Annotated in this window: 19 protein-coding genes; 9 read left to right on the top strand and 10 right to left on the bottom strand. The window is 72.6% G+C overall.

The window, feature by feature from the left end; all coding sequences use genetic code 11:
* From IE237_RS35770 to IE237_RS35760, 3 genes are all read left to right on the top strand, one after another.
* On the top strand, positions 1 to 426 hold the full coding sequence (locus IE237_RS35770) for a Zn-ribbon domain-containing OB-fold protein (RefSeq protein ID WP_189806344.1): 426 nt from the start codon (positions 1 to 3) through the stop codon (positions 424 to 426).
* Complete coding sequence (locus tag IE237_RS35765; protein WP_189806343.1) at positions 423 to 1,199, top strand: enoyl-CoA hydratase/isomerase family protein; 777 nt, start codon at positions 423 to 425, stop codon at positions 1,197 to 1,199. Before IE237_RS35770 ends, IE237_RS35765 begins: the two co-directional genes overlap by 4 nt.
* 128 nt (positions 1,200 to 1,327) lie before the next feature.
* Entirely contained in the window at positions 1,328 to 2,488 is a 1,161-nt protein-coding gene (locus IE237_RS35760; protein WP_189806342.1) for a TolB-like translocation protein, read from the top strand.
* Positions 2,489 to 2,500: 12 nt separating this feature from the next.
* Here IE237_RS35760 and IE237_RS35755 read toward each other — a convergent pair whose 3' ends face one another.
* Positions 2,501 to 3,052 carry a hypothetical protein gene (locus tag IE237_RS35755; protein WP_189806341.1) on the bottom strand — a complete coding sequence of 184 codons (552 nt, stop codon included), beginning with the start codon at positions 3,050 to 3,052 and terminating at the stop codon, positions 2,501 to 2,503.
* Positions 3,053 to 3,177: 125 nt separating this feature from the next.
* Between IE237_RS35755 and IE237_RS35750 the strand changes: the two genes are divergently transcribed.
* Complete coding sequence (locus IE237_RS35750; protein WP_189806340.1) at positions 3,178 to 3,813, top strand: hypothetical protein; 636 nt, start codon at positions 3,178 to 3,180, stop codon at positions 3,811 to 3,813.
* Between the two features lie 27 nt (positions 3,814 to 3,840).
* Here the strand turns inward: IE237_RS35750 and afsK are convergent, their stop codons facing one another.
* Complete coding sequence (gene afsK, locus IE237_RS35745; protein ID WP_189806339.1) at positions 3,841 to 6,252, bottom strand: protein serine/threonine kinase AfsK; 2,412 nt, start codon at positions 6,250 to 6,252, stop codon at positions 3,841 to 3,843.
* Between the two features lie 164 nt (positions 6,253 to 6,416).
* On the bottom strand, positions 6,417 to 7,253 hold the full coding sequence (locus IE237_RS35740; RefSeq protein ID WP_189806338.1) for a VOC family protein: 837 nt from the start codon (positions 7,251 to 7,253) through the stop codon (positions 6,417 to 6,419).
* 308 nt (positions 7,254 to 7,561) lie between these two features.
* Between IE237_RS35740 and IE237_RS35735 the strand changes: the two genes are divergently transcribed.
* Positions 7,562 to 8,209: a TetR family transcriptional regulator gene (locus IE237_RS35735; protein WP_041129739.1), complete on the top strand. Its 648-nt coding sequence runs from the start codon at positions 7,562 to 7,564 to the stop codon at positions 8,207 to 8,209.
* A gap of 118 nt (positions 8,210 to 8,327) precedes the next feature.
* On the opposite strand, the gene IE237_RS35730 is transcribed toward IE237_RS35735, so the two are convergent.
* The gene (locus IE237_RS35730) at positions 8,328 to 8,798 is read right to left on the bottom strand and encodes a nitroreductase family deazaflavin-dependent oxidoreductase (RefSeq protein WP_189806337.1); all 471 of its coding nucleotides are present in this window, start codon (positions 8,796 to 8,798) and stop codon (positions 8,328 to 8,330) included.
* Positions 8,799 to 10,064, bottom strand: a complete 1,266-nt coding sequence (locus IE237_RS35725) for an acyl-CoA dehydrogenase family protein (protein WP_189806336.1) — start codon at positions 10,062 to 10,064, stop codon at positions 8,799 to 8,801.
* 106 nt (positions 10,065 to 10,170) lie between these two features.
* Between IE237_RS35725 and IE237_RS35720 the strand changes: the two genes are divergently transcribed.
* From IE237_RS35720 to IE237_RS35710, 3 genes are all read left to right on the top strand, one after another.
* Positions 10,171 to 11,334 carry a thiolase C-terminal domain-containing protein gene (locus IE237_RS35720; protein ID WP_189806335.1) on the top strand — a complete coding sequence of 388 codons (1,164 nt, stop codon included), beginning with the start codon at positions 10,171 to 10,173 and terminating at the stop codon, positions 11,332 to 11,334.
* A 110-nt stretch (positions 11,335 to 11,444) separates the two neighbouring features.
* Entirely contained in the window at positions 11,445 to 12,710 is a 1,266-nt protein-coding gene (locus tag IE237_RS35715) for an FAD-dependent monooxygenase (RefSeq protein ID WP_229843883.1), read from the top strand.
* Entirely contained in the window at positions 12,707 to 13,369 is a 663-nt protein-coding gene (locus IE237_RS35710) for a pyridoxine/pyridoxamine 5'-phosphate oxidase (protein WP_189806333.1), read from the top strand. Before IE237_RS35715 ends, IE237_RS35710 begins: the two co-directional genes overlap by 4 nt.
* Positions 13,370 to 13,372: 3 nt before the next feature.
* Here IE237_RS35710 and IE237_RS35705 read toward each other — a convergent pair whose 3' ends face one another.
* The 4 genes from IE237_RS35705 to IE237_RS35690 form a co-directional block, all read right to left on the bottom strand.
* On the bottom strand, positions 13,373 to 15,253 hold the full coding sequence (locus IE237_RS35705) for an AMP-dependent synthetase/ligase (protein ID WP_189806332.1): 1,881 nt from the start codon (positions 15,251 to 15,253) through the stop codon (positions 13,373 to 13,375).
* 99 nt (positions 15,254 to 15,352) lie between these two features.
* Positions 15,353 to 16,003 (bottom strand): TetR/AcrR family transcriptional regulator, encoded by a 651-nt coding sequence (locus tag IE237_RS35700; RefSeq protein ID WP_189806418.1) that lies wholly within the window; start codon positions 16,001 to 16,003, stop codon positions 15,353 to 15,355.
* A gap of 117 nt (positions 16,004 to 16,120) precedes the next feature.
* Positions 16,121 to 17,461 (bottom strand): dicarboxylate/amino acid:cation symporter, encoded by a 1,341-nt coding sequence (locus tag IE237_RS35695; RefSeq protein WP_189806331.1) that lies wholly within the window; start codon positions 17,459 to 17,461, stop codon positions 16,121 to 16,123.
* Between the two features lie 358 nt (positions 17,462 to 17,819).
* On the bottom strand, positions 17,820 to 18,086 hold the full coding sequence (locus IE237_RS35690; protein WP_189806330.1) for a DUF4229 domain-containing protein: 267 nt from the start codon (positions 18,084 to 18,086) through the stop codon (positions 17,820 to 17,822).
* A 136-nt stretch (positions 18,087 to 18,222) separates the two neighbouring features.
* Here IE237_RS35690 and IE237_RS35685 point away from each other — a divergent pair, with 136 nt between their 5' ends.
* Positions 18,223 to 18,756, top strand: a complete 534-nt coding sequence (locus tag IE237_RS35685; RefSeq protein WP_189806329.1) for a GNAT family N-acetyltransferase — start codon at positions 18,223 to 18,225, stop codon at positions 18,754 to 18,756.
* Positions 18,757 to 18,813: 57 nt separating this feature from the next.
* On the opposite strand, the gene mqnE is transcribed toward IE237_RS35685, so the two are convergent.
* Positions 18,814 to 19,977 (bottom strand): aminofutalosine synthase MqnE, encoded by a 1,164-nt coding sequence (mqnE, locus tag IE237_RS35680; RefSeq protein ID WP_189806328.1) that lies wholly within the window; start codon positions 19,975 to 19,977, stop codon positions 18,814 to 18,816.
* Positions 19,978 to 20,039: the final 62 nt, after the last annotated feature.

Below are 20,039 nucleotides of genomic sequence, written 5' to 3'. Positions count from 1 at the left end.
ATGCTGACACCCGTCATCGACGAAGACGGCGCCCCCTTCTGGGAGTTCACCGCCCGCGGCGAGCTCCGGATCCAGGCCTGCGCCGCCTGCGGCGAGCTCCGCTTCCCGCCCCGCCCCTGCTGCCCGCACTGCCGGTCCTTCGACAGCGAGTGGCGGCTCATGTCCGGGCGCGGCCGGATCTGGTCGTACGTCCTCCCCCACCCGCCGCTCCTGCCCGAGTACGCCGCCCAGGCCCCGTACAACGCGGTGCTCGTCGAACTCGCCGACGCCCCCCGCATCCGCCTCGCCGGCAACGTCGTCGCCGCCCCGGACGCCCCCCTGAACTCGGTCGACCCGGCCCGGCTCCGCATCGGCGCCCCCGTCCGGGTCGCGTTCACCGAGATCGACGGCGTCACCGTCCCCCGCTGGCTCCTGGAGCGCGCATGAGCGTCCGGGTGGAGCGCGACAAGGAGACCGGCGTCGCGGTCGTCACCCTCGACCGGCCGGAGCGGCACAACGCCCTCACCCTGAAGATGGCCCGCGAACTCGGCGCCGCCTGGCGGGCGTTCCGGTACGAGGACGAGGTCCGCGCGATCGTCGTCACCGGGGCCGGCGGGCGGGCCTTCTGCACGGGCATCGACCGCGAGGACGCCGGAAGGGTGCCGCAGCCCTCCTCCCCGTACACGATCGACGACCCCCTCCTCGCCATCGGCCCCAAGGCGAACGACCTGTGGAAACCGGTGATCGCCGCCGTCGAGGGCATGGCCTGCGGCGGGGCCTTCTACCTGCTCGGCGAGGCGGAGTTCCTGATCGCGGGCGAGAACGCCACCTTCTTCGACCCGCACACCACCTACGGGATGGTCAGCGCCTTCGAGACCGTCCACATGGCGCAGCGCATGCCCCACGGAGAGGTCGCCCGGATGGCGCTGATGGGCGGCGCGGAGCGCGTCTCGGCCCGCAGGGCGTACGAGACGGGTCTGGTCAGCGAGGTGACGGCGCCGGGCGGGGCGCTGGGGGCCGCCCGCGAGGCCGCCGCCGTCATCGCCTCGTACCCGACGGAGGCCGTCCAGGGCACGGTCCGGGCGCTCTGGTCCACCAAGGAGGCCTCCCGCACCCAGGCCCTCGCGCACGCCCCGCACCTGGTGACGCTGGGGAACCTGCCGGCGGAGCGGCAGGCGGAGCTGTTCACCCGGAGGGGCGGCGGCCACCGGCTTCGATAGCAGATGCGAAGGTCTGTTTTAATGGATCTTCACTTTGATGAGACACCGTCAATGGCGGTGGGACAGCCCCGCGTTCGCAGCCGGATCGGGCCTCGCCCGGCCGCTGTGACATGCAACGGGGAGCTGTGATGGGACGACGCATCGTCAAGGCCGGACTCGCGGCCGGAGCCGCACTCGTGCTGGCCGCCTGCGGCGGCGGGAGCGACCCGGCCACGGACGCGAGCACCGGCGGCGGGGGCGGCAGTGAGGCCGGGCAGGACGGCGCTGCGAAGACCACGTCGCTCGCGCAACCGGACAGCCTCACGGTCGCCTTCTGCCAGGCCCTCGACAACGGCAACGGCGGCGAGGCCTACCAGGTCATCCTGCGCTCCTTCGCCGCGAAGGACGGCGCCTTCGGCGGCGAGCGCACCACCGCCCTGCCGCCCGGCGCCGAGCCGGCCGCCGGCTGCGGCGGCGACGGACCCAGCTACAGCGCCGGCACGGCCTTCGACAAGGGCCTCACGCTGCTCGCCGGCACGGTCGACGGAGACCGCGCCGCCGCCTTCGACCTGGCCACCGGCCACGAGGTCGGCGCGCCCGACCCCGATTCCTTCACCAAGCGCCCGAAGAACGGCGGTGTCGCCTTCCACCCGGCGACCGGCCGTCTCTGGTACGACCTGCAGAGCCAGGACTTCCAGTCCACCGACCCCCTCGGCTCCCGGGACCCCAAGGGCGGCCTGAAGACCGAGGAGAACACCCCCTTCGCGAAGATCCCCGACCTTCTGGAGCAGGACGGCGCCACGGCCGACACGGCGCTCGCGACGGACGGCATCCACGCGGTGACGGTCCCCGACGGCGGAGTCGTGGCGACGTCCACCACGGACAACGGCGTCCGCCTGAGCCGGGTCGACCGCGGCGAGGACGGCGAGGGCTCCGGCGTCGGCGCCGGGGCCTTCCTGGGCGACCTCGCGACCGTGGGCCTCGACGAGGACAACAAGGTCTTCTGCGAGCCGGCCTTCTGGCGGAACGCCACCACCCTGGTCTGCGACTTCAAGCAGCTGACGTTCTCCGCCGACTACAAGAAGCTGCTGAAGACCGAGGACCTCATCCCGGAGAACGACCGGATCAACGGCCAGCCGGTCCTCTCCCCGGACGGCAAGAGCTTCGCCTTCCTCTCCAAGGGCGAGGACGGCCGCAGGGGCCTCTTCCGCGGGGACTTCTCCGGCGGCGAGCCGAAGAAGATCACCAGCGTGGACCCCCCGGTCGCCGACGAGGACAACCTCCGCACGACGCTGATCCGCTGGAACTGACCCCCGCCGCGGCTACTTCTTCCGTACGTCGTACACGTAGCAGCTCTTCACCCGGTCGACGGCCTTCGGGGACTTCATCGCGACCTCGAAGGTCTTGTCCTCGTAGGCCCCCACGGTGACGACGGTCGCGACCGAGTCGACCGCCGAACCCGTGGCGCCCTTGAACTCCAGGGTCACCTCGTACGTCCCCTCCAGCGCGTCGTGCGAGGTGATCCTGAGGGTCGACGTCGTGTCGGCCTTACGGGCCGGCCTGCCCTTGCGCTTCCGCTGGGCGGGCTTCACGCAGTCGACGACCTCGACCTCGACCTTCGCCGACGTGGCAGAAGGACTGGCGGAGGGCGTGGAGCCGCCCGAGCCGCTGTAGTCGTCGTTGCTCTTCTCGTCGCTGGAGCAGCCGCCGCCCGAATCGTCGTCGGAGTCCGAGTGGCTCCGGCTCTTCCCGCTCTTGCTCTTCCCGCTGCCGCCGCCGCTGCTCCCGTGGCCGCCCTTGCCGGTGTGGAAACCGGTCAGCGCGAGGACCACCACCGTGAGCGTCGCCGCGAGCTTCAGACGCGTCCGCACCATCACCGCTCCCCGTCCTGTCTGTCGTGTCCGCGCCACCCTAGCGCCGGCTCCGTGCCACGTGGCGGGGCCCCCTCACCCGGCGTAGCGTCGGGAGCGAGAGCCGGACCGCCGAGGAGGCCGCACCGATGATCCGCAACATCGCCGGATCCGTCCTGGCTCTCGCCGGAGCGACGGCCGCCGTCTGGAGCCCCTTCCGTGCCTGGTACGACGGCCGTCACGGGCGCGACTACGCCGTCGACGAGCTGTTCACCGGCATCACCGACGCGAAGGCCGACCTCCTGGGCTCGATCCTGCTGCCCTTCGCCTTCGCCGCGCTCGTCACCCTCGTCGGCGTCCTGCTCCGCTCCCGCCTGATCGTCGCCTTCGCCGGGCTCGTCGTCCTCGGCTTCACGATCCTGTGGATGGTGCGGGTCGGCCAGGCGGAGGGCGGCCTCACGGTCGGCTCCGACGGCACCGGGCTCGGCGACGGGGTCGCGAACGCCTTCGGCGGCGGGGTCCTGCTGCTCCTCGGCGCGCTCGTCATGTCGGGCCGCGGCCACTCCCACCGGGTGGACCGGCCGCACGCGCACCCCCGTCCGGCACCGGAGACGCCGTCCGCTGCTCCTGAGGGACCGTCCCGTCCTCCCGAGGCCGCGGACCCGTCCGGAGCCCCTGACCTGTACGCCGCCCCGGACCCGTACGGGGACACCCGGACCTTCGAGGTGCCGACCGGCCCGCCGGCACCGGACCCGGAACGGGAGAACCCGCCGCCCAGGGGCTAGCCCCGGAACGGCGGGTCCACTTGTGTCCTACGGGCGTGCGGCCGCGCCCCTGCCCGTCGCCGTGCCCTTGACCGCGTCGAGCGCGTACACACAGCGGTCCTTGCTGCACGCGTACACGACCCCGCCCTTCGCCACCGGCGAGCCGGTGATCTCGCCGCCGGTCGCGAGCTTCCAGCGGAGCTGGCCGCCGGTCGCGTCCAGGGTGTAGAGGACGTGGTCGGCCGAGCCGAAGTGCACCCGGCCGTCGGCGACGACCGGGGAACCGACCAGCTCGCCGCCCGCCGCGAACCGCCACCGCGGGGTGCCGGTGACCGCGTCGAGCGTGTAGAGCGCGCTGCCGCTGCCCACGTGGACGTTGCCGTCGGCGACGAGCACCGGCTCGGCGGACTGGCGCGGCTCGGTCGCGATCCGCCAGCGGTCCTGCCCGGTGGTGGCGTCCAGCGCGTACACCGTGCCGAGGTGGTCCGACAGGTACACCCCGCCGCCCGTGACCGCCGGTCCCGGCGCGAACGCGGGCGGGGACAGGAACACGGCCGGCGCCTCGAAGTGCCAGCGGACGTGCCCGGCGGCGATGTCGATCGACAGGACCCGGGTCCCGGCGGAGACGTACACGCAGCCGTCCTCGGCGGGGGCCACCCGCACCGGCACGTTGGCGCAGGAGGCGGCGTCGCCGATCGGGTACGACCAGCGCTCCACGCCCGTGCGGGCGTCGAGGGCCTGGAGCCGCGCGTCCCGCCACACGTACACGGTGTCGCCGTGCACGGCGGGACCCGCCTCCGGGGTCTCGAAGTCGGTCTGGGCGCCGGTGATCTCCCACAGCTTGGCGCCGTTGGAGGCCTCCCAGCCCTGCACCCCGCCGCCGCGCGTGCCCGTGACGACCGTGCCCCGGTCGACCTGGAGCGAGTACACCCAGGCGTCGGTGTGCAGCCGCCAGCGCTCGCTGCCGTCGGTGGCGTCGAGGGCGTACAGGGTGGGCCCGTCGGAGGCGTGGATACGGCCCGCGGCGACGGCCATCGACCAGGCCACGTCCCGGGTCTTGAACTGCCGCCGGCCGCTCCCCGTGTCCAGGGCGTGCACCTCGAAGGAGGTCACGTACAGCAGGTCGCCGTCGACGACCGGGGTGCCCCAGACGTCGTTCGACATCCGGAAGCGCCAGGGCCGCCAGTGGCCGGGCTCCGGCGGGGGCTGCGGTGCCGCCTGGTCGGTGCCCTGCGGGGGCACGGACACCGGACGGGAGCCGTGCGGGGCCTGCTCGGCGGTGCTCTGGCCGCCGCCGGGCGGACGGATCCAGCCGGTCGCGGGGCCCGCGTCGGCGCCCCGGCCGACGGCGAGCGCCGCGCGGGTGTCGGCGACCCTGGGGCCGGGCCCGATCGGCACGGTGGCGCCGCCGAGGCGCACGGGACCGCCCGCGCTCTCGGCGGGACCGGCGTGCCGGCCGCCGACGGGCGCCTGCTCCGGCGCGCGCTCCGGGAAGCGCGGGTCGCGGCGGGGGCCGGGCGGGTCCGCCGGGGGCCGCGGCGGCGTGACCGGGCCGGGCAGCTGGCGGCCCCCGCCGCGGCGCCGCTCGATCATGGCGGTGGCGCTCTGCGGCAGCCAGGCGGAGGCGGTGCCGCTGTCGTCGCTGCCCGGACCGAAGAGGTGCGGGGCGAGCTGCGCCTGGAGGTCGGCCGGGGTGGGCCGGCGGGTGACGTCCATCTGCATGCAGGAGTCGATGAGGGGCCGCAGCTCGTCCGGCAGGCCCTCCAGGTCCGGCCCCTCGCGGAGCAGCATGAAGACGGTCTCGACCGGGTTGGCGCCGTGGAAGGGCGCGTGGCCGGTGGCGGCGAAGACCAGCATCGAGCCCAGCGAGAAGACGTCGCTGGCGCCGGTGACGCTGCGCGAGTCGCGGGCCTGCTCGGGCGACATGTAGGCCGGGGTGCCGACGGCGACGTTGGTCATGGTCAGACGCGTGTTGGAGACGCCCGACGCGATGCCGAAGTCGATCACCCGGGGGCCGTCCTCGACGACGAGGACGTTGGAGGGCTTGAGGTCACGGTGGACCAGGCCCGCGCCGTGGATGGACTGCAGGGCCTCGGCGACGCCCGCGGCGAGCCAGCGGACGGCCTGGGCCGGGAGCGGCCCGCACTCGTTCACTATCTCTTCGAGCGAGGGCGCCGGCACATAGGCGGTGGCCAGCCAGGGCACGGCGGCGCGCGGGTCGGCGTCGACGACGGCGGCCGTGTAGAAGCCGGAGACCGCCCGGGCGGCCTCCACCTCCCGGGTGAAGCGGACCCGGAACAGCTGGTCCTCCGCGAGCTCCGTGCGCACGGTCTTGATCGCCACGCGCCGGCCCGAGGCCGAGCGCGCGAGATAGACCAGGCCCATTCCGCCCGCGCCGAGCCGGCCCAGCACCTCGAAGGGCCCGATACGTCTCGGGTCGTGCTGCGTCAGCTGTTCCACTTGCCTGCCACCTCCCCGTACGGGCCATGAGGGTACGGCCCCGTGGCCCCTGATTCTTCCTGTCCGAGGGCCCGGTTGCGAACCCGGGGGCGGATCGGGGTGTCACACCTCATAAAGGGGTGCTGCGGTACGGGGGCGTACCGGCCGGTACAGGCGGGGGCGGATCAACCCGTAGGGGGTGTTTTCGGTTCGGCCGTTCCCGATTCGACCGTTCCTGATTCCGCCGTCCCCGGTTCCGCCAGGACGGCGAAGCGGGCGCCCTGGTTGTCGTGGAGGACGGCGATGCGGCCGTGCGGGGTGTCGAAGGCCGGGGTGGCGATCCGGCCGCCGAGCCGGACGGTGGTCGCGCAGGCCTCGTCACAGTCGGCGACGGCGAAGTAGACGAGGACGTGGCCGGGCATCTCGGCGGGGAAGTCGTCGGTGATGACGGCCCGCCCGCCGAAGGCGCTGTCGTCGCCGGGCCGGGAGCCGGGGGGCGACCAGACGCGGTAGTCGAAGCCGGCGTCCCTGCCCTCCTCCCCGGCGTCGGCCTGGCGGCCGAGGTAGCCGAAGACGCTGGCGTAGAAGGTGTCGACGGCCTCCGGGCGGCGCGTGTAGATCTCCATCCAGCAGAAGGCGCCGGGTTCGTTCGTGACCGCGAAGCCGTCGTCGTCGCCCTCCTGGCGGAGACCGAAGACCGCGCCGCCGGGGTCGGCGGCGAGCGCGTAGACGCCGAAGGGGCCGACGGGGTAGGGCTCCATGACCATCTGCCCGCCGGCGGACTTGATGCGGGCGGCGAGGGTGCCCGCGTTCCCGGTGGCGAGGTAGAGGGTCCAGGTGGTGGGCATGCGCCCGTCGCGCTTGGGGACGAGTCCGGCGGCCCGGCGGCCGTCGAGGAGGGCCTCGTCGCGGTCCGGGTCGAAGGTCCAGCCGAAGAGCTCGCCGTAGAAGCGCTTGCCCGCCTCGAGGTCGGGAAGCTGTGCGTCCACCCAGCACGGGGTGCCCTCAGTGCGTACCGCCATGCCTCCACGCTAGGGCGGCGGGGGCGGCCCCGCACGCCCCGACATACGAACAAAGAGGCGATTTATCGGGGCAGAACCCTTGCGGCGCCTGAGTTGTCCACCGAAGTTGTCCACAGGCTGTTCATAAGCCTATTCGGGTACGGGGCTCCCCCGGCCGGCTCCGGCCGCCGCCGGCGCGGGGACGACACTGGCTCGATACCGCCCCTCCCCCGTCCGCCACGCACCCGCGCCGACCTCGCAGAACGGGCCCGCACCCCATTTGCAGTCGGCCGAATCGCGCGCCGATCCCCCCTCGGTAAGCTGACGGCATGACAGGACAAGTACGCACCGTCGACGGCCGCGTGGCCGGACGACGCGGCCAGGCGACGCGGCAGAAGCTGCTCGACTGCCTCGGTGAGATGCTCAGCTCCTCGCCCTACCGGGACGTCAAGGTCATCGATGTGGCCCGGAAGGCGGGTACTTCACCCGCGACGTTCTATCAGTACTTCCCGGACGTCGAGGGGGCGGTCCTCGAGATCGCCGAGGAAATGGCCAAGGAGGGCGCCGCGTTGACCGAACTGGTCTCCGGCCGCTCCTGGGTCGGCAAGGCCGGCTGGCAGACCTCGGAGGAACTCGTCGAGGGCTTCCTGGACTTCTGGCGGAAGCACGACGCGATCCTGCGGGTCGTGGACCTCGGCGCCGCCGAGGGCGACAAGCGGTTCTACAAGATCCGCATGAAGATCCTGAACTCGGTCACCAACTCCCTCACGGACGCGGTGAAGGAGCTCCAGGCCAAGGGCAAGGTCGACAAGGACGTCAGCCCCGCCGCGATGGCCGGCTCCCTGGTGGCGATGCTGGCCTCGGTCGCCGGCCACCAGAAGGGCTTCCAGACCTGGGGTGTGAAGCAGGCCGAACTCAAGCCGAACCTCGCCCTGTTGGTGCACCTGGGCATCACCGGCAAGAAGCCGACCAGATAGCCCCGCCCGGACATCCCGTCCGGAGAGTCGAGACCCCTTCACCCGTCCTGTCGCCGACGCCGGCGGCGGCCCGCCCCCACGGACCGCCGCCGGCGTCGCCGTGTCCGGGGCACGGCGCCTACCTCCGCGTGAGCCGGAAGAGCCGGATCTCGCGCTCGATCCGCGCCTGGTACGTGGCGTACGGCGGCCAGAACTCCAGCGCGGCCCGCCAGGCCTCCGCCCGCTCCTCCCCGGCGAGCAGTTCCGCCCGTACGGGTACGTCCTCGCCCCTCCAGTTGACCTCGGCGTCCGGATGGGCGAGCAGGTTCGCCGTCCAGGCCGGGTGGCCCGGCCGGCCGAAATTGGAGCCGACCAGGAGCCAGCGGCCGTCCCCCTCCGGCATGCAGGCCAGCGGGGTCACCCGCGCCTGCCCGCTCCTCGCGCCCCGGGCGGTGAGGATCACCCCCGGCAGCATCCGCGCGCTGAGCAGCACCTTTCCCCTGGTCAGCCGGTGCACGGCCCGGTCCATGGCCGGGATGACGTGCGGGGCGACCTTGGCGAAGGCCCGGGTCGAGGACACTTTCTGCACGAGCTTCCGTCCTGCGGACATCTACGCCGCCTCCTCTCCGAAGAGTCCGTTCCGTTCCGCCGCCCGGGCGCGCAGCCGCCGGGCGGGGCCGAAGAGCAGTTCGTCGGAGGCGGCCCGCCGGAAGGAGAGCTGCGCCTCCTCCTCCCGGGCGAGGCCGGTGCCGGCGTGGAGCTGGAGCGACTCCCCGGCGGTGGCGCGCAGGGCCTCCAGGGCGTGGGCGAGGGCGAGCGGGCCGCCGTCGGGTCCGGGGCCGGGTTCGTGGGCCGCGCAGTAGGTCAGCGAGCGGGCCGCCTCGACCTGGGCGTGGAGGTCGGCGAGGCGGTGCCTGGCGGCGTGGACGGATCCCGCGGGCCGGCCGGGCCGCTCGCGGGAGCCGAGGTGCTCGACGGTGCGGTCGAGGGCGGCTCCGGCGGCGCCGACGGCCTCGGCGGCCAGCATCACGGCGGCGGCGCGTCCGGTGGCGGCGAGCGCGCCGAGGACGTCGGCGGGTTCCTCGCCGAGGAGTTCGGCCGCGGTGTCCCGGAACTGGACGGTGGCCTGGGGCCTGGTGAGGTCGAGGGCGGGCTGCCGGGTGCGCACGAGCCCGGGGGCGTCCGCGGGGACGAGGAAGAGGAGCGTCCGGCTGCGGGCGAAGCCGCCGGCGTGGGCGGCGACGAGGAGCAGTCCGGCGCTGTGTCCGTCGATGACCTGGGCGGCCTCGCCGTAGAGGCGCCAGCCGCCGTCCTCCGCGCGGGTGGCCTGGATGCCACCGGACCGGCCGCCGCCGGACCAGTCCCCGTCGGTGTTGTCGCCGGTGAGGCCGAGGGCGAGGGCGATGCCGGTGGGGACGGCGAGGGCGCAGGTGAGGCTGCCGGCGGCGATGCGCGGGAGGAGTTCGGTGCGCTGCGCGGGGGTGCCGAGGGCGGCGAGGAGCGGGGCGGTGAGGACGGTGGTGGCGAGGAGCGGGGAGGGGGCGAGGGCGCGGCCGGTCTCCTCGCAGGCGAGGGCGAGTTCGGCGGGGCCGCGGCCGGCGCCTCCGTACTCCTCGGGGAGGGCGAGTCCGGCGAGGCCGAGGGGGCCGGTCATGCGGGCCCAGAGTGCGGTGTCGTAGCCCTCGGGGGTGGCGGTGGCCGCGCGGTTCTCGTGCGGTCCGGCCCGTTCGGCGAGCAGGTCCCGCAGGGTGTGGCGGATCTTCTGCTGCTCCTCGGTGAGCGGGGCGGCATGCGGGGCGGCGAGCGGTTCCGCCCGCGCGGCGGCGAGCGCGTCCTGCTGCCCCCCGGTGAGCGCGGCGGTGTCGGCGGCGTCCATGGAGCTCCCTCCGTATCTGACGGTGCGTCATGCTAGGGCGGTGCGGGGCCGGTTGCCCAGAGAGACGCCGGTCCCGATTCAGCGAATCTGATGTACCGTCAGATTCATGCCCACCACCACACGCAGCTCCCGCCGCGTCGCCGTCGTCGGCGTCTCCCTCTCCGACTGCGGCCGGGTCGACGAGGCCACCCCGTACGCCCTGCACGCCCAGGCCGCCCGGCGGGCCCTCGCGGACAGCGGGCTCGACCGCTCGCTGATCGACGGCCTGGCCTCGGCGGGCCTCGGCACCCTCGCCCCGGTCGAGGTCGCCGAGTATCTGGGCCTGCGCCCCCGCTGGGTGGACTCGACCGCCGTCGGCGGCGCCACCTGGGAGGTCATGGCCGCGCACGCCGCCGACGCGATCGCCGCCGGCCACGCGAACGCGGTCCTGCTCGTGTACGGCTCCACCGCCCGCGCCGACATCCGGGCCCGGCGCCGCACCGGGAACCTCTCGTTCGGCGCGCGGGGCCCGCTCCAGTTCGAGGTCCCGTACGGGCACACCCTGATCGCCAAGTACGCGATGGCCGCCCGCCGCCACATGCACGAGTACGGCACGACCCTGGAACAGCTCGCCGAGGTCGCCGTCCGGACGCGGGCGAACGCGGCGCTCAACCCGGAGGCGATGTTCCGCGAGCCGATCACCGTCGACGACGTACTGGACGGGCCGATGATCGCGGACCCGTTCACCAAGCTGCACTGCTGCATCCGCAGCGACGGCGGCTGCGCGGTGCTGCTCGTGGCCGAGGAGTACGTCCAGGACTGCCGCAAGGCCCCGGTCTGGGTGCTCGGGACGGGCGAGCACGTCTCGCACACCACGATGTCCGAGTGGGAGGACTTCACCGTCTCCCCCGCGGCCGTCAGCGGCCGGCTGGCCTTCGAGCGGGCGGGTGTCCGGCCCTCCGACATCGACCTGGCCGAGATCTACGACGCCTTCACCTACATGACCCTGGTGACGCTGGAGGACCTGGGCTTCTGCGCGAAGGGCGAGGGCGGGGCGTTCGTCCAGGAGAAGGACCGGCTGCCGGTGAACACGGACGGCGGCGGCCTCTCGGCCTGCCACCCGGGGATGCGGGGCCTGTTCCTGCTGGTGGAGGCGGTGCGCCAGCTGCGCGGGGAGGCGCCGGGGCTCCAGGTGCGACGGCCGGACGGCTCGCTGCCGGAGCTGGCGGTGGCCTCGGGGACGGGGGGCTGGTTCTGCTCCTCGGGGACGGTGGTCCTGGGCCGGTCCTGACCCCCGCCCAAGAATCTATACAAGCGTCATAGACAAGCGTGTAGGACATCCGTATAGTCATGTCTGCGGGCAGGGGAACGGCCCGCAGACACCCGACAAGGAGTCCTGCCGTGAACAGCACCTCGAAGACCGCCGCCAAGACCGTCCTGATCTCCGGCGCCTCCGTCGCCGGCCCCGCCCTCGCCCTCTGGCTCCACCGCTACGGCTTCACCCCCACCGTCGTCGAGCGCGCCCCCGAACTGCGCACCGGCGGCTACAAGGTCGACATCCGCGGCACCGCCATCGAGGTCTGCCGCCGGATGGGCGTCCTCGACGAGATCCGCGCCCACTCCACCGACATGCGCGGCGGCTCGTACGTCGACGACGCCGGCCGCACCGTCGGCGAACTCCCCGCCGACATCTTCGGCGGGCGCGTCGAGGAGGACGACGAGATCATGCGCGGCGAACTCGCCCGCATCCTGTACGACCGCACCCGCCAGGACGTCGAATACGTCTTCGGCGACTCCATCGCCGCCCTCGCCGAGGACGCCGACGGCGTCACCGTCACCTTCGAGAGCGGCACCGTCCGCCGCTTCGACCTGGTCGTCGGCGCCGACGGCCTCCACTCGAACACCCGGAAGCTCGCCTTCGGCCCGGAGGAGCGCTACAAGCGCCACCTCGGCGCGTACATCTCCATCTTCACCGCCCCCAACCACCTCGGCCTGGACCGCTGGGAGACCTACCACGCGCTCCCCGGGAAGCTGGTCTGCGTCTACAGCTCCTCCGGCGAGACCGACGCCAAGAACCTCTTCGTCTTCTCCTCGCCCGAACTCGCCCACGACCCCCGGGACGTCACCGCGCAGAAGCGCGCCCTCACCGACACCTTCACCGGCGACGGCTGGGAGATCCCCCGGCTCCTCGGCCACGCCGCCGAAGCCGACGACTTCTACCTCGACTCCATGTCCCTCGTCGAGATGGACAGCTGGTCCCGCGGCCGCGTCGTCCTCCTCGGCGACGCCGCCCACTGCGCCTCCCCCGCCTCAGGACAGGGCACCGGCCTCGCCCTCATCGGCGCCTACGTCCTGGCCGGCGAACTGGCCCGCGCCGGCGGCGACCACACCGTGGCCTTCGCCCGCTACGAGCGGCACATGCGACCGGGCGTCGAGCAGAACCAGAAGATGGCCGAGGGCTTCGTCAAGGAGATGACCGTCGCCTCCAAGTGGAAGATCGCCCTGCGCATGTTCATGGTCCGGACCCTGCCCAGGACCCCCTGGAAGAACCTCATCGCGAAGAAGATCCGCGACGACATCCAGGCCGCGGCCAACGCGGTCCCGCTGGTCGACTACACGGCACCGGCCGCCGCCCGCACCACCGCACGCCCTACCGTGACCGCATGACCGACTTCCACCACGCCCTCCGCTCCCTCCGGGTCTGGGACACCGCACTGCCGTCCTTCGACCCGGCGAGCGCCCCGCCCGAGCCGCTCCCCCTCTTCCACGACTGGTTCACGGCGGCGGTCGCCGCCGGCCAGACCGAGCCCCACACCCTCTCCCTGGCCACCGCGGACGAGGACGGCAGGCCCGACGTCCGCACCGTGATGCTGCACGACGCCGACGCGCGCGGCTGGCACTTCGCCTCGCACGCCGGCAGCGCCAAGGGCCGCCAGCTCGCCGCCCGCCCCGAGGCCGCGCTCGGCTTCTACTGGCCGGTCCAGGGCCGCCAGGTCCGGATCCGCGGCCACGTCACCACCGGCACCCCCGAGGAGGCGTACGAGGACCTCCACGCCCGCACCACCGGCGCCCTCGCCGCCGCGCTCGTGGGCCGGCAGAGCGAGGTCCTCGACTCCCCCGGGACCCTCGCCGAGGCGAGCGAGGCGGCCTGGCTCCGGGCCGAGGCGGAACCGGACGCCCCCGCCCCCAGCTGGACCCTGTACGTGGTCGAACCGACCGAGGTCGAGTTCTTCCAGGGCGACGCCCGCCGCCGCCACCTCCGCCTCCGCTACCGCCGCACGGCCTCCCCGGACGCGGGCTGGACCCGCGAACTCCTCTGGCCCTGAGCCCTATTCGGCCCCGGAGCCGTACATCTCCTCGATGTCCCGGGCGAAGTCCCGCAGCACCGCCCGCCGTTTGAGCTTCAGGGACGGCGTCAGATGTCCCGAGGACTCCGAGAACTCGGTGCTCAGGACCCGGAAGGCACGGATCGACTCGGCCCGCGAGACCAGCCGGTTGGCGTCGTCCACCCCCCGCTGGAGCGCGGCGAGCAGCTCCGGGTCCCGGGCCAGCTCCCAGAGCGCCAGATGGTCCTTGCGCCGCATCCGCCGCCAGTGCGTCAGACCCTCGTGGTCCAGGGTGATCAGGGCCGTCACGTACGGGCGGTCGTCGCCCAGCACCATGCACTGGGCGACCAGCGGATGGGCCCGGAGCCAGTCCTCCAGCGGAGCGGGAGCGATGTTCTTGCCCGCCGACGTGATGAGGATGTCCTTCTTCCGCCCGGTGATCCGCAGATAGCCGTCCGCGTCGAGCGAGCCCAGGTCCCCCGTGGGGAACCAGCCGTCGTCGGTGTACGGCAGGGCCACCCCGCGCTGTGCGTCCCAGTAGCCGGCGAAGACGTGACCGCCCCTGAGCCAGACCTCGCCGTCGTCGGCGATCCGGACCGCCGTGCCCGGCAGCGGCCAGCCGACGGTCCCGGTGCGCGGCCGGCGCGGCGGGGTCACCGTCGAGGCGGCCGTGGTCTCCGTCAGGCCGTACCCCTCGAAGACCTCGACCCCGGCGCCCGCGAAGAACTCGGCGAGCCGGGCACCGAGCGGGGAGCCGCCGCAGATCACGTACTTCACCCGGCCCCCGAGCGCGCTGCGGATCCGCCGGTAGACCAGCGGGTCGTACAGCGCCCGCGCGGCCCGCAGGGGGAGCGAGGGCGAGGCCGCCTGCCCGTAGCGGCGGGCGACCCGCGCGGCCCGGTCGAAGGCGGCGGCCTTCCCGCCGCGTTCGGCGGTGGCGCGGGCCTTGTTGAAGACCTTCTCCAGGACGTACGGGATCGCCAGGAGGAAGGTGGGCCGGAAGGCGGCCAGGTCGGTGAGGAGCTCCTCGCCCTCGACGGAGGGCGCGTGCCCGACCCGGACGCGGGCACGGACGCAGCCGACGGCGACCATCCGCCCGAAGACGTGGGAGAGCGGCAGGAAGAGGAGGGTGGCGGCGGGCTCCTTGCTCTCCGAGACGAAGACGGGATGGAGGAGCCGGACGGCGTTGTCGACCTCGGCGAAGAAGTTGGCGTGGGTGAGGGCGCAGCCCTTCGGCCGGCCCGTGGTGCCGGAGGTGTAGATGAGGGTGGCGAGGGTCGCCGGGGTGAGCAGCCCCCGGCGGGAGGTGACCGCCTCGTCGGAGACCCGGGCGCCCGCCCTGCGGAGCTGGTCGACGGCGCCGGTGTCGAGGGCCCAGAGGTGGGCGAGGCCGGGCAGCTGACGCCGCTCGGCGGAGACGAGCCGCGCCTGCTCCGCGTCCTCGACGACACAGGCCGCGGCCCCGGAGTCCTGGAGGATCCAGCGGGTCTGGAAGGCGGAGGACGTGGGGTAGACGGGGACGGTGACGAGCCCGGCGGCCCAGGCGGCGAAGTCGATCAGGGTCCACTCGTAGGTGGTGCGGGCCATGAGGGCCAGCCGGTCGCCGGGGCGCAGTCCGTAGGCGATGAGGCCCTTGGCGACGGAGTGCACCTCGGCGGCGAAGCGGGCGGCGGTCACGTCGTGCCACGCGCCCTCGGCGTCCTTCCGGGAGAAGAGGACGGCCTCGGGATCCTGCCGGGCGTTGTCGTACGGCAGGTCGGCGAGCGAGCCGCGGGCCACCCGGGGGACGAGCGCGGGCACGGACACTTCCCGCACCCGCCCGTCCACCACGACCTTCTGCGGCTCGACCGGCTCGGTGTCGGATGCGGCGGTGACGACGGACACGTGCGGCTCCTCGGTCTGCGCGATGAACTGAGGTCGTGCGTCGGTACGTTGAGCCCTGCGATCCCTTGACCAGTCGGTAACCTTACTGCGCGGTAAGGCTCAACGGGGAGACCAGCGCTCGCTTTTCATGAGGTTTCCGAGCCCGGCCCAGGCGAAGTTCATCAGCGTCGCGGCGGCCTCCTTCGCCGTCACCCCGGGGGTCTCGTTCGCCCAGCCGGCCAGCGACTCGGCCGCCCCCACCAGCGCCTGCGCGAGCGCGTCCACGTCCCGCGGGGTGATGCCCCCGCCCCCCTCCACGCCCGCCGCGGCCTCCCCGATCAGCCCGGCCACGAAGCGCACGATCCCGTCACGCATCCGCGCCGCCTCCCCGGCGAACGGCTCCCCCTGCGTCCGCGCCTGCCGGCTCAGCACCACCCACGAGTCCGGGTGCTCGGCGGCGTACGTGAAGAAGGCGAGCAGCCCCGCCCAGAGCCGCTCGTCGGGCGGCACCTCGGGCCCCCCGACCCCGACCCCGGCGGCCACGGCCCCGAGCAGCGCACCGGCCTCCCGCCGGATGACCGCGGTGAAGAGCTCCTCCTTGGAGTTCAGATACAGATACACCAGCGGCTTGGACACCCCCGCCAGCTCGGCGATCTCGTCCATGGACGCCGCCTGGTACCCGTGCCGAGCGAAACTCAGCACGGCCGCGTCCAGCATCTGCCGCTCCCGCACCACCCGCGGCAACCGCCGCGCCTTCGCCCCACCGGCCATGGCGCCCACCCCTGCTTCCAAGATCCATTGGATGCCCCGCAGAAGCGTACGTGCCCCCTGCCCGGACGGGGCAGGGGGCACGGAGGCGCTCGGGGCCGTTCGAGACGGTCGGCCGGATCAGGCGGCGGCCGTGACCGCGACCTTCTGGTCCTTCTCGCCGATCTCGACCAGGTCGTCGATCGGGGAGGCCGAGGCGTTCTCGTACGCGGTGTGGTCGAGGATCTTCTCCCGGGCGGAGACGATCACCGGGATCAGCGCTTGACCCGCGACGTTCGTGGCCGTGCGCATCATGTCCAGGATCGGGTCGATCGCCATCAGGAGGCCGACGCCCTCCAGGGGGAGGCCCAGGGTGGAGAGGGTCAGGGTGAGCATGACCGTCGCGCCGGTGAGGCCGGCGGTGGCCGCCGAGCCGATGACCGAGACGAAGGCGATCAGCAGGTAGTCGCCGATGCCGAGCTGCACGTCGAAGATCTGCGCGATGAAGATCGCGGCGAGCGCCGGGTAGATCGCGGCGCAGCCGTCCATCTTGGTGGTGGCGCCGAACGGGACGGCGAAGGAGGCGTACTCCTTCGGGACGCCGAGGCGCTCGGTGACCTTCTGGGTGACCGGCATGGTGCCGACCGAGGAGCGGGAGACGAAGGCCAGCTGGATGGCGGGCCAGGCGCCCTTGTAGAACTGGAGCGGGTTGACCTTGGCGACCGTGGCGAGCAGCAGCGGGTAGACGCCGAAGAGGACCAGGGCGCAGCCGATGTAGATGTCGGCGGTGAAGGTCGCGTACTTGCCGATCAGGTCCCAGCCGTAGTCGGCGATGGCGAAGCCGATGAGGCCGACGGTGCCGAGCGGGGCGAGGCGGATGACCCACCACAGGGCCTTCTGGAGGAGCTCCAGGACCGACTCGGAGAGGGTGAGGATCGGCTTGGCGCGGTCGCCGAGCTTGAGGGCGGCGATGCCGGCGACGGCGGCCATGAAGACGATCTGGAGGACGTTCAGCTCGGTGAAGGGCGTGATGACGTCCGTCGGGATGATGCCGGTGAGGAAGTCGATCCAGGAGCCCTCGCGCTTCGGCAGCTTGCCGTCCTGCGGGGTGAGGCCGGTGCCGGCGCCCGGGTTGGTGAGGAGGCCGATCGCGAGGCCGATGCCGACCGCGATCAGCGAGGTGATCATGAACCAGAGCAGGGTGCGGGTGGCGAGCCGGGCGGCGTTGTTCACCTTCCGCAGGTTGGTGATCGAGACCAGGATCGCGAAGAAGACGAGCGGGGCGACGGCCAGCTTGAGCAGCTGGACGAAGATGTCGCCGATCTGGCCTAGGGTCTCCTTCAGCCAGGAGACGTCCTGGCTGCGGGCGACCCAGCCGAGCAGGGCGCCGAGGGCCAGACCGGCGATGATCTGGGCCCAGAAGGGGACCTTCGGTATGCGCGAGGAAGCCGGGGACTTCGTCTCGGACGCGGACGCGGACACAGGCACACTCCACAGGTGCGTATCGGGCAATACGGGACGGGGGTGCGGCACACACGCGCTCGGGCGCGGGCCGCTGCATGATGCCGGATCAGAGCGCGCGGCAACAGACCGCGGACATACAGCGGCAGAGATCGACGTGCAGGCGCGCCACGAGCGGGGTGCTCGCGACATGAGAGGGGCGCACTGCTGTCTTCACGTCGAACACGTTAACACTTGAACTTTGAGAACCTCAAAGCCCTTCTTTGAGGTGCAGAGGCACCCTTTCGCCTCCGAAACGCAGAACACCCCAGGCCGGAGCCTTGGAAGGCCCTGCCTGGGGTGTGACGCCTGTGAGGAAGCTTACGCAGCCCTTATGCGTCTACAGCGCGTCCTCCTGGGAGCGGTTAGCGTTCAGCCGGCTCTTCGCGCGGTCGACCTTCGCCACGACCTCGGCGCTCGCCTCGTCCCGCACCTTGCGCAGGAGGACGAAGCTCAGCGGGGCGGAGACGACGATGGAGAGGACGAGGACCCAGAGCAGGTTCGAGTCGCCCAGGCCGCGCGGGAGCACGCCGACGTAGACGAGACCCCACAGGGCGAGGAAGCACCCGGCGAAGATCCCGAGCCGCATCAGCGTGTAGCGGAGCATGTCAGTCCACTCTTCCGTTCCGAAAGATCCCGAAGTTCCCCTGAGGGGGCGAACGTCCTCCAGTGAAGCACGCGACGGCCGGCGACCCGGGACCGGGCCTCTTGAGCACCCCGGAAGTAATAGATAAGCTTGCTCAATGACCCTTACGTTCGAGGTGGACCCGGCAGTCGACCCCGCCCTGCGCGACGGCGTGCTCTCCCTCTGGGCCGACGTCTCCAACGCGGGCGGCGCCGTCGGCTTTGTACCCCCGGTGACCCCCGAGGAGATACGTCCCGCCCTGCTCAAGCACCTCGTCGCGATGAGCGAGGGCGGCACCCGCCTCCTCGTCGGCCGCGACGAGGACGGCCGGGTCGCCGCGACCGCCTTCTTCACCTTCAACACCCACCCGCTGATGACCCACTGGGTGTGGCTCTACACCGTGATGGTCCACCCCCGGCACCAGGGCAGGGGGTACGGCCGCGACCTCATGGCGGCGGTCGAGCACACCGCCCGTACCGCCGGGGGCTTCGAGGCGATCGAGGCGATCCGGCTGACCTGCCGCGGCGGCACCGGCGTCGACGGCTTCTACGCCAAGTCCGGCTACAAGGAGGTCGGCCGCGTCCCCGACGCGATCCGGGTCGCGCCCGGCGACGACCGCGACGACATCATCATGCTGCTGCCCCTCGCCTGAGACGGCGGAAGGGCCGGCGGGAGATCCCGCCGGCCCTTCCGTCACGAAGCCGCGTCGTCAGAACCGCATGGCCTGCGGCGTCTCGCGCCGGTCCGCGTCCGGGCCCGCGTACTCGCGGATGATCTCGTACCGCGTGTTCCGCTCGACCGGCCGGAAGCCCGCGTCACGGATCAGTTCGAGCAGGTCCTCGCGGCCCAGCTTGTTCGGCGTGCCGTAGTTGTCGGCGTCGTGCGTGATCTTGTACTCGACGACCGAGCCGTCCATGTCGTCGGCGCCGTGCTGGAGCGCCAGCTGCGCCGTCTGGACGCCGTGCATGACCCAGAAGACCTTGACGTGCGGCACGTTGTCGAAGAGGAGCCGGGAGACCGCGAAGGTCTTCAGGGCCTCGGCGCCGGTCGCCATCGTGGTGCGCGCCTGGAGCTTGTTGCGGACCTTGCCGTCCTGCATGTCCACGAAGTCGTGCTGGTAGCGCAGCGGGATGAAGACCTGGAAGCCGCCGGTCTCGTCCTGGAGCTCACGGAGCCGCAGCACGTGGTCCACGCGGTGGCGCGGCTCCTCGATGTGCCCGTAGAGCATGGTCGAGGGGGTCTTGAGCCCCTTCTCGTGGGCGAGCCGGTGGATCCGGGACCAGTCCTCCCAGTGGGTGCGGTGGTCCACGATGTGCTGCCGGACCTCCCAGTCGAAGATCTCGGCGCCGCCGCCGGTCAGGGACTCCAGACCGGCCTCGATCAGCTCGTCGAGGATCTCGGAGGCGGAGAGGCCGGAGATCGTCTCGAAGTGGTGGATCTCGGTGGCCGTGAACGCCTTGAGGGAGACGTTCGGCAGGGCCTTCTTGAGCTCGGAGAGGGAGCGCGGGTAGTAGCGCCAGGGCAGGTTGGGGTGCAGCCCGTTGACGATGTGGAGCTCGGTGAGGTTCTCGTTCTCCATCGCCTTCGCGAGGCGCACGGCCTCCTCGATGCGCATGGTGTACGCGTCCTTCTCGCCCGGCTTGCGCTGGAAGGAGCAGTAGGCGCAGGAGGCGGTGCAGACGTTGGTCATGTTCAGATGCCGGTTGACATTGAAGTGGACCACGTCGCCGTTCTTGCGGGTCCGGACCTCGTGGGCCAGACCGCCGAGCCAGGCGAGGTCGTCGGACTCGTACAGGGCGATGCCGTCCTCACGGCTCAGCCGCTCACCGTCCCGGACCTTCTGCTCCAGCTCCCGCTTGAGCCCAGCGTCCATCTCCGGCCGCCTCCCTTTGTCTCCGATTTCAGGCTTGACCACCGTACTCCCCCACCCTTCGG

The sequence above is a fragment of the Streptomyces tanashiensis genome (assembly GCF_014648895.1).
In the GTDB taxonomy this organism is placed as follows: Bacteria; Actinomycetota; Actinomycetes; order Streptomycetales; family Streptomycetaceae; genus Streptomyces; species Streptomyces tanashiensis.
This window is presented reverse-complemented; position numbering and strand designations above follow the sequence as displayed.